This is a genomic window from Streptomyces niveiscabiei (assembly GCF_001419795.1).
In the GTDB taxonomy this organism is placed as follows: Bacteria; Actinomycetota; Actinomycetes; order Streptomycetales; family Streptomycetaceae; genus Streptomyces; species Streptomyces niveiscabiei.
Genome location: NZ_LIRL01000965.1, coordinates 1 through 7,411, shown reverse-complemented (window position 1 = coordinate 7,411; position 7,411 = coordinate 1). Strand labels below are relative to the sequence as shown.

The window sequence follows — 7,411 nt, the reverse complement described above, 5'->3', positions numbered from 1 at the left end:
CTCCCGGCCCGCCCCGCTGACCGCCTGGTACGACGAGACCACCAGCTCCCGCAGCCCGAACTCGGCGTGCAGCGCGCCGAGGGCGACGATCATCGACAGCGTCGTGCAGTTGGGGTTGGAGACGATGCCGCGCGGGCGGACCCGGGCGGCGTGCGGGTTCACCTCGGGTACGACGAGGGGTACGTCGGGCTCCATCCGGAAGGCGCCGGAGTTGTCGACGACGACCGCGCCCTTCGCGACGGCGACCGGCGCCCAGCGCGCGGCGACCTCGTCGGGGACGTCGAACATCGCGACGTCGACCCCGTCGAACGCCTCCTCCGAAAGGGCTACGACCTCGGTCTCCTCCCCGCGCACGGTCAGCTTGCGGCCGGCCGAGCGCGGGGAGGCGACGAGACGGATCTCGCCCCAGACGTCGGCGCGCTGGGAGAGGATCGTGAGCATGACCGAGCCGACGGCCCCGGTCGCTCCCACGACCGCGAGCGTCGGTCGTACGGTCATCGGACAGAGCCTCCGCTCATCGTCCGGTGCCGCCGTAGACCACGGCCTCGTCGCTGTCGGAGTCGAGGCCGAACGCCGAGTGGACGGCGCGGACGGCCTCGTTCACGTCGTCGGCGCGGGTGACGACCGAGATGCGGATCTCGGATGTCGAGATCAGCTCGATGTTCACGCCAGCGTCGGACAGCGCGGTGAAGAAGTCAGCGGTGACGCCGGGGTTGGTCTTCATCCCCGCGCCGACCAGCGAGATCTTGCCGATCTGGTCGTCGTAGCGCAGGGATTCGAAGCCGATCCCGGCGCGGTTCTTCTCCAGCGCGTCGATCGCCTTGCGGCCCTCGGACTTGGGGAGCGTGAAGGAGATGTCCGTCAGCCCGGTCGCGGCGGCGGAGACGTTCTGCACGATCATGTCGATGTTGATCTCGGCATCCGAGATCGTCCGGAAGATCGCGGCGGCCTCGCCCGGCTTGTCCGGCACGCCGACGACCGTGATCTTGGCCTCGGAGGTGTCGTGCGCGACACCGGAGATGATGGCCTGCTCCACCTTCTGGTCCCCTTGCTGTGTCTTCGCAGCGAGCGGCTCGCTGCTGACCCACGTGCCCTGCAACCCGCTGAAGCTGGAGCGGACGTGGATCGGGATGTCATACCTGCGGGCGTACTCCACACACCGATGGAGCAATACCTTGGAGCCGGACGAGGCCAGCTCCAGCATGTCCTGGAAGTGGATCCAGTCGATCTTGCGGGCCTTCTTCACCACGCGCGGGTCGGCGGTGAACACGCCGTCGACGTCGGTGTAGATCTCGCAGACCTCGGCCTGGAGCGCGGCGGCGAGGGCGACGGCCGTGGTGTCGGAGCCACCCCGGCCGAGCGTGGTGATGTCCTTCTTGTCCTGGCTGACGCCCTGGAATCCGGCGACGATCGCGATGTTGCCCCTGTCGAGCGACTCGCGGATGCGGCCGGGCGTGACGTCGATGATCCGGGCTTTGTTGTGGACGGAGTCGGTGATGACGCCTGCCTGGCTGCCGGTGAAGGACTGGGCCTCGTGGCCCAGGTTCTTGATCGCCATCGCCAGCAGGGCCATGGAGATCCGCTCTCCGGCGGTCAGCAGCATGTCGAACTCACGCCCGGCGGGCATCGGAGACACCTGCTCGGCGAGATCGATCAGCTCGTCCGTCGTGTCGCCCATCGCGGAAACGACGACGACCACCTGGTGGCCGTTCTTCTTCGCTTCCACGACCCGCTTGGCGACGCGCTTGATGCCCTCGGCATCGGCTACGGATGAGCCTCCGTACTTCTGCACGACAAGGCCCACGTGCGCTCCTCGCTCAGTTAGTCGATTGCACCGGTCAGTCTAACGAGCGTCCGAATTCCCCCTCCGGGGTATCGCATGGTGAGATATCCGACGCTCGTTTCCGGTCTGGTCCGAGGGAGCTAGTACCCAGGTACTACGGGTTACGCGCGTGATTGCTGTGAATTAAGTTTCAAGCACTAGGGTGCCGCTGTGCGCGTACTTCTGGTGGAAGACGACGAGCCCGTAGCGGAATCCCTGCGGCGCGGGCTGAAGCGGTACGGCTTCGAGGTGGACTGGGTGATGACCGGCGCCGCCGCGCTCGCCCACACCGACCCCCACGACGTCGTCCTCCTCGACCTCGGGCTGCCCGACACCGACGGACTCGACGTCTGCAAGGCGCTGCGCGCCCGCAGCGACGTACCGATCATCGTCATCAGCGCCCGCAGCGACGAGACGGACCGGGTCGTCGGGCTCGAACTCGGCGCCGACGACTACGTCTCCAAGCCGTTCGGGGTACGGGAGGTCATCGCGCGGATAAGGGCCGTCATGCGGCGGGTCCAGCCGCGTACGCCCGCCGAGGCGGGGCCCGACCGGTACGGTCCCGGCCTCACCGTCGACCGCAAGGCGGCGCGGGTCCGGCTCAACGGGGAGGAGGTGTCGCTGGCTCCCAAGGAGTACGACCTGCTCGCCTTCCTCACCGAGGAGCCGGGGGCGCTGATGACCCGGGAGCAGATCATGGAGGCCGTCTGGGACGCGAACTGGTTCGGGCCGACGAAGACGCTGGACGTCCATGTGGCGGCGCTGCGCAGGAAGCTGGCGGGAGCCATCACCATCGAGGCGGTGCGCGGGGTGGGGTTCCGGCTGGAGATCGTCGGTGGTACGGGTACTGCGGGTACTGCGGGTACTACAGGCAGTGCGGGTACTACGGGTACTACGGGTGCCCCGGGGGATACCTCGGTATGATCCGCCAGCTCATCCTCAGCTACGTACTCCTCGTCGCCGGCGCGATCGGCCTGTTCACCTTCCCCGTCGCCTTCACCCTCACCAACCAGCTCCGGGACGACACCGAGCTGTCCGTGAAGCGGGAGGCGACGACGATGGCGGTGCTGCTCAGCAACGGCGACACCGCGTCCTGCCAGGCGCTGACCCAGCTCGCCCGCGCGTACGCCAAGGAGACCAAGGACGACGTCCAGGTCACGGCGACCGCCGACTGCGCGGCCCCGCTGCCCCGCCCGAAGGCCGGCCAGGCCCTGGAGCGGGCGCTCGGCCGGGGCAAGGACACCACCGACTGGGGTTCGGACTTCATCTGGGGCGACGAACTGACGATCACCGTCCCCGCGAAGGCGCGCGGCGAGGTCGTCGGCGCCGTACGGATCGTCTACTCGACGCACGGCATGACCAACCGCCTGTGGAACATCTGGGGTTTCCGGGCCGGACTCGCCGCCGCCGTCCTCGGTGTGGCCGCCGTGATCGGCGCCGTGGTGGCCCGCCGGCTCACCCGGCCGCTGCGCCAACTCAACGACATGGCAACCAAGTTCAGCGACGGCGACCTGACAGCCCGTACCCCTGAGACGGGCCCCCAGGAGACCCGGACGCTCGCCCGCACCCTGAACCAGGCGGGCGAGCGGCTCGACACGCTGATCGCCTCGCAGCGCATCTTCGTCGCGGACGCCTCGCACCAACTCCGCACACCGCTCACGGCGTTGAGGCTTTCGCTGGACAATATCGCCGACGGCGTCGACGACGAATTCGTCCGCGAGGACGTCGAGCAGGCGACCGCGGAAGTCGTCCGCATGAGCCGCCTGGTCAACGGTCTGCTGGTGCTCGCGCGGGCCGAGGCGAAGGTAACTGCCGCGGAACCGCTGCCACTTGCCGAGATCGTGAACGAACGACTGGCGGTGTGGAGGCCGGCCGCCGACGAACGCGGAGTCACCATCGCGCTCGTGGGGGGAAGTGTCGACGACCGGCCGCTCGTGTTGGCCGCCCCCGGTCACCTGGACCAGGTGCTGGACAACGTGCTCTCCAACGCCCTGGAGGTCTCGCCTGACGGTGGCACCATCACCGTCAAGTGGGGCACCGCCCGCTGGGATTCGGGCCAGCGGACGGTGGTCCTGTCGGTCCTGGACGAGGGACCGGGCATGTCGGACCAGGAGAAGTCGAGGGCGTTCGACCGCTTCTGGCGGGGCCAGGGACTCACCGGCCGGGGCGGTTCGGGGCTCGGCCTCGCCGTCGTCAAGCAACTCGTGACGGACGACGGAGGCACGGTGGCCCTGAACGACGCTCCCGGTGGTGGCCTGTGCGTCTCGATCAGCCTTCGGGCATCTTCGAGGAGTGGTGGTTGACGATCTTCCAGTCGCCGTCCCGCTGCTTCTCGTACTCGTAGGTGTAGCGGGCCTTGACGACGCTCTTCGCGCCCGTCTTCGGGTCGGTGAGCGTGAACTGGTAAATGCCGGTGTCTATCGCGGAGTTGTCGTCGAGCACGTTCACGATCGTCGTGAGCTTCTTGCCGACGGGCTTGTTGGCGAGGAAGTGCTCGAAGTAGTCGACGATGCCGGCGTGGTCGGTGCGGATCTTGTTCGACACCGTCGGCAGCAGGACCGCGTTGTCCGCGTAGAGGTCGGCGACCTTCTCCGCGTCGCCGGTCCTCAGCGTGGCGTTCCAGGTGGTGAACAGGCCGGAGATCTGCGCCTTCGTCGCCCTCTTGGACTGGGGCTTGTGCTCGGGGCCGGCGAAGCTGACGCCGGCGCCGATGCTCCCGGCGACGACGAGCGAGGCCGTACCGATGACGAGGGCTCTCTTGCTGACGGGGCGAGGACGGCGACGGTTCATCACAACTCCAGTGCGTCTGGGGCTAGTTCGCTTCCTTCCGGTTCTCCTGTGGAGGAAGTGACTCCAGACTCCCGTTTCACCGGTTAGCGCCCGTGCAGCCGTCGTACAGGAGAGATCCAGGACCTCTCCAAAACTCGATCACCCTCACGCTGTGTGCTTGCCGGCGCGGTCGCGGACCAGGCTGACACCGGCGCCGAGGGAGACGACACCCATGCCCACGGCCGTCATCACACCCTGCGTGCCGTCGACCACGAAGGGTGCGGCAGCGGCTACGACCAGGTTGAACAGGAAGAGGAACCACAGGACGGGGCGGGAGGAGAGCAGCGACTTCATGGAAAATCCCTCGTTCCGGAATCTCGGGTGGGGTTGACCTTGCGTGATCGACGATCCCGTCTTCCGGGGCGCGGAACGAGAGAGCCCACACCCCTACCTGGGGTGTAGCGGGCTACACCCCAGGTAGGGGGTCCGGGTACGGTCGCCGCATGGATGTTCTGCGCTACGTGGCTTTCGGCACCGGTCCCTCGGGCGGCAACCCCGCCGGAGTGGTCCTCGACGCGACCGGGCTGGACGACGCGGCCATGCTGGCCGTCGCCGCCGAAGTCGGTTACTCCGAGACGGCGTTCGCGGTTCCCTCGGGTGAAGGGGCCCTGGACGTGCGGTACTTCAGCCCGCTCGCCGAGGTGCCGTTCTGCGGGCACGCGACGATCGCGCTGGCCGTCGCACACGCCGACCGGCACGGGACGGGGCTGCTGCGGCTGCGCACCCCTGCGGGCGAGGTGTCCGTCAACACCTCGGTGGACGAGGGGGGTTCGACCGTGGCGACGCTGGAGAGCGTGCCGCCGCGCACCGCCGAGCTGACGCCTGACGACCTCTCCGAGCTGCTCGCGGCGCTGCGCTGGAAGGCCGACGACCTCGACCCCGCGCTACCGCCGCGCGTGGCGTACGGCGGCGCCTGGCACCCCGTCGTCGCCGTCGCCGAGCGGGGCCGGCTCGCCGATCTGGACTACGACATGGGGGCGCTCGGCGAGCTCATGGCCCGCCGCTCGTGGACGACCGTCGCGCTGGTGTGGCGGGAGTCGGAGACCGTCTTCCACGCGCGGAATCCCTTCCCACCGGGGGGAGTTGTGGAGGATCCGGCGACGGGCGCGGCGGCTGCCGCGTTCGGGGGGTATCTGCGGGAACTCGAACTGGTCGACGTGCCCGCGACTTTGACGATCCATCAGGGGGTGGACATGGGGCGGCCCAGCAGGCTCACGGTGACGGTTCCCCGCGACCTGGGCAGCGGGATCGGGGTGACGGGGACGGCGGTCTCCATCTGATCCCCGTCCGAGTGCGCCGAGGGGTGGGCGCGGGCGGTCCGCCCGGTGGCGCCCACCCCTCGATGTCCCTCCGGGGTACCCCCGGTACCCCCTACTTCGGGGCCTTCAGGCCCAGCGGCTGCGCGATCTCCTCCGTCATCACGCGGCCCGCCTCGATCTCCAGGGTCTCGTCGCCCACGGCCTGGTCGGTGTCGAGGCCGTCCAGCTCGGCGAGGGGCTGGTCGAGGCGGATGTGCGCGAGGACCGAGTGCAGGGCGCGCAGGGTCGCCGAGGCCGTCGTACCCCAGTTGGAGAAGTACGAGAACTGCCACCACCACAGCGCCTCGGTCGTACGGCCCGCGCGGTAGTGGGCCATGCCGTGGCGCAGGTCGGTGATGACGTCGGCGAGGTCGTCGGAGATGCGGGCCGGGACCGGGGCCTTGCGGGGCTCGTACGGGTCGAAGACCTCGGAGTAGACGTCGACCGGCTCCAGGAGGCGGGCGAGGTTCTCGCGGAGTTCGTCGACGTCGGCGTCCGGGCCCGCGTCGGGCTCGTACCGCTCGTCCGGGACGATGTCCTCATGGGCGCCCAACCGGCCGCCGGCCAGCAGGAGTTGGCTGACCTCCAGGAGGAGGAACGGGACCGCGGAACCGGGTTCGTCGCCCTTGGCGACCTCCGTGACCGCGACCAGGAAACTCTCCACCTGGTCGGCGATCTGGACCGCGAAGTCGTCCGGGTTCAGGCCGGTCGCGTGCAGCGTGGCGTCGGGCATCGTGACGTCAGACATCTAGGAGTCGTCTCCCCTCGAAGGCGCGGCCGAGGGTCACCTCGTCCGCGTATTCCAGGTCGCCACCCACCGGGAGGCCGCTGGCCAGGCGGGTGACCTTCAGGCCCATGGGCTTGATCATGCGGGCGAGGTACGTCGCCGTCGCCTCACCCTCAAGGTTGGGGTCGGTCGCGAGGATGAGCTCGGTGACCGTGCCGTCCGCGAGGCGGGCCAGGAGCTCCCTGATCCTCAGGTCGTCGGGTCCTACGCCCTCGATGGGGCTGATCGCGCCGCCCAGGACGTGGTACTTGCCGCGGAACTCCCGCGTGCGCTCGATCGCGACGACGTCCTTCGGCTCCTCGACCACGCAGATCACCGTGGCGTCGCGGCGGGGGTCGCGGCAGATGCCGCACAGCTCTTCCTGCGCGACGTTTCCGCAGGTCGCGCAGAAGCGGACCTTCGCCTTGACCTCCAGCAGGGCGTGCGCGAGGCGGCGTACGTCCGTCGGTTCCGCCTGGAGGATGTGGAAGGCGATCCGCTGCGCGCTCTTGGGACCGACGCCGGGCAGCCGACCCAGCTCGTCGATGAGGTCCTGGACCACGCCTTCGTACAACGGACTGCCGTCCTTCCTGGGGTTCCTTCAGTGCGTACGGTAGTTGCCGGGTGCCCCTCCCAGAAAGGCGACCGGCGTGAACAGACCGGTCGGGCCCCGGGGAAGTAGTCCCCGGGTAGTAC

The 7,411-nt window shown here is 69.1% G+C and carries 9 protein-coding genes; 3 read left to right on the top strand and 6 right to left on the bottom strand.

The window, feature by feature from the left end; all coding sequences use genetic code 11:
• Both AOK24_RS37910 and AOK24_RS37905 read right to left on the bottom strand, forming a co-directional pair.
• The coding region (locus AOK24_RS37910) for an aspartate-semialdehyde dehydrogenase (RefSeq protein ID WP_276206883.1) at positions 1–498 on the bottom strand (498 nt) is incomplete at its 3' end.
• A 16-nt stretch (positions 499–514) separates the two neighbouring features.
• The gene (locus AOK24_RS37905) at positions 515–1,804 is read right to left on the bottom strand and encodes an aspartate kinase (protein ID WP_055724480.1); all 1,290 of its coding nucleotides are present in this window, start codon (positions 1,802–1,804) and stop codon (positions 515–517) included.
• 189 nt (positions 1,805–1,993) lie between these two features.
• Between AOK24_RS37905 and AOK24_RS37900 the strand changes: the two genes are divergently transcribed.
• Both AOK24_RS37900 and AOK24_RS37895 read left to right on the top strand, forming a co-directional pair.
• A complete protein-coding gene (locus tag AOK24_RS37900) occupies positions 1,994–2,746 on the top strand; it encodes a response regulator transcription factor (protein WP_055724479.1) in 753 nt (250 codons plus the stop codon).
• A complete protein-coding gene (locus tag AOK24_RS37895; protein WP_055724478.1) occupies positions 2,743–4,125 on the top strand; it encodes a HAMP domain-containing sensor histidine kinase in 1,383 nt (460 codons plus the stop codon). Before AOK24_RS37900 ends, AOK24_RS37895 begins: the two co-directional genes overlap by 4 nt.
• Here the strand turns inward: AOK24_RS37895 and AOK24_RS37890 are convergent.
• The gene (locus tag AOK24_RS37890; RefSeq protein WP_055724477.1) at positions 4,091–4,612 is read right to left on the bottom strand and encodes an SgcJ/EcaC family oxidoreductase; all 522 of its coding nucleotides are present in this window, start codon (positions 4,610–4,612) and stop codon (positions 4,091–4,093) included. The two genes, AOK24_RS37895 and AOK24_RS37890, sit on opposite strands and share 35 nt — an antisense overlap.
• A 144-nt stretch (positions 4,613–4,756) precedes the next feature.
• Entirely contained in the window at positions 4,757–4,945 is a 189-nt protein-coding gene (locus tag AOK24_RS37885; RefSeq protein ID WP_055724476.1) for a hypothetical protein, read from the bottom strand.
• Between the two features lie 149 nt (positions 4,946–5,094).
• Here AOK24_RS37885 and AOK24_RS37880 point away from each other — a divergent pair, with 149 nt between their 5' ends.
• Positions 5,095–5,931 (top strand): PhzF family phenazine biosynthesis protein, encoded by an 837-nt coding sequence (locus tag AOK24_RS37880; RefSeq protein ID WP_055724475.1) that lies wholly within the window; start codon positions 5,095–5,097, stop codon positions 5,929–5,931.
• Positions 5,932–6,022: 91 nt separating this feature from the next.
• Here AOK24_RS37880 and AOK24_RS37875 read toward each other — a convergent pair whose 3' ends face one another.
• Together AOK24_RS37875 and recR are read right to left on the bottom strand one after the other, a co-directional pair.
• On the bottom strand, positions 6,023–6,682 hold the full coding sequence (locus AOK24_RS37875) for a DUF5063 domain-containing protein (RefSeq protein WP_055724481.1): 660 nt from the start codon (positions 6,680–6,682) through the stop codon (positions 6,023–6,025).
• A gap of 7 nt (positions 6,683–6,689) precedes the next feature.
• Positions 6,690–7,289 carry a recombination mediator RecR gene (gene recR, locus AOK24_RS37870; protein ID WP_055724474.1) on the bottom strand — a complete coding sequence of 200 codons (600 nt, stop codon included), beginning with the start codon at positions 7,287–7,289 and terminating at the stop codon, positions 6,690–6,692.
• Positions 7,290–7,411 lie beyond the last annotated feature (122 nt).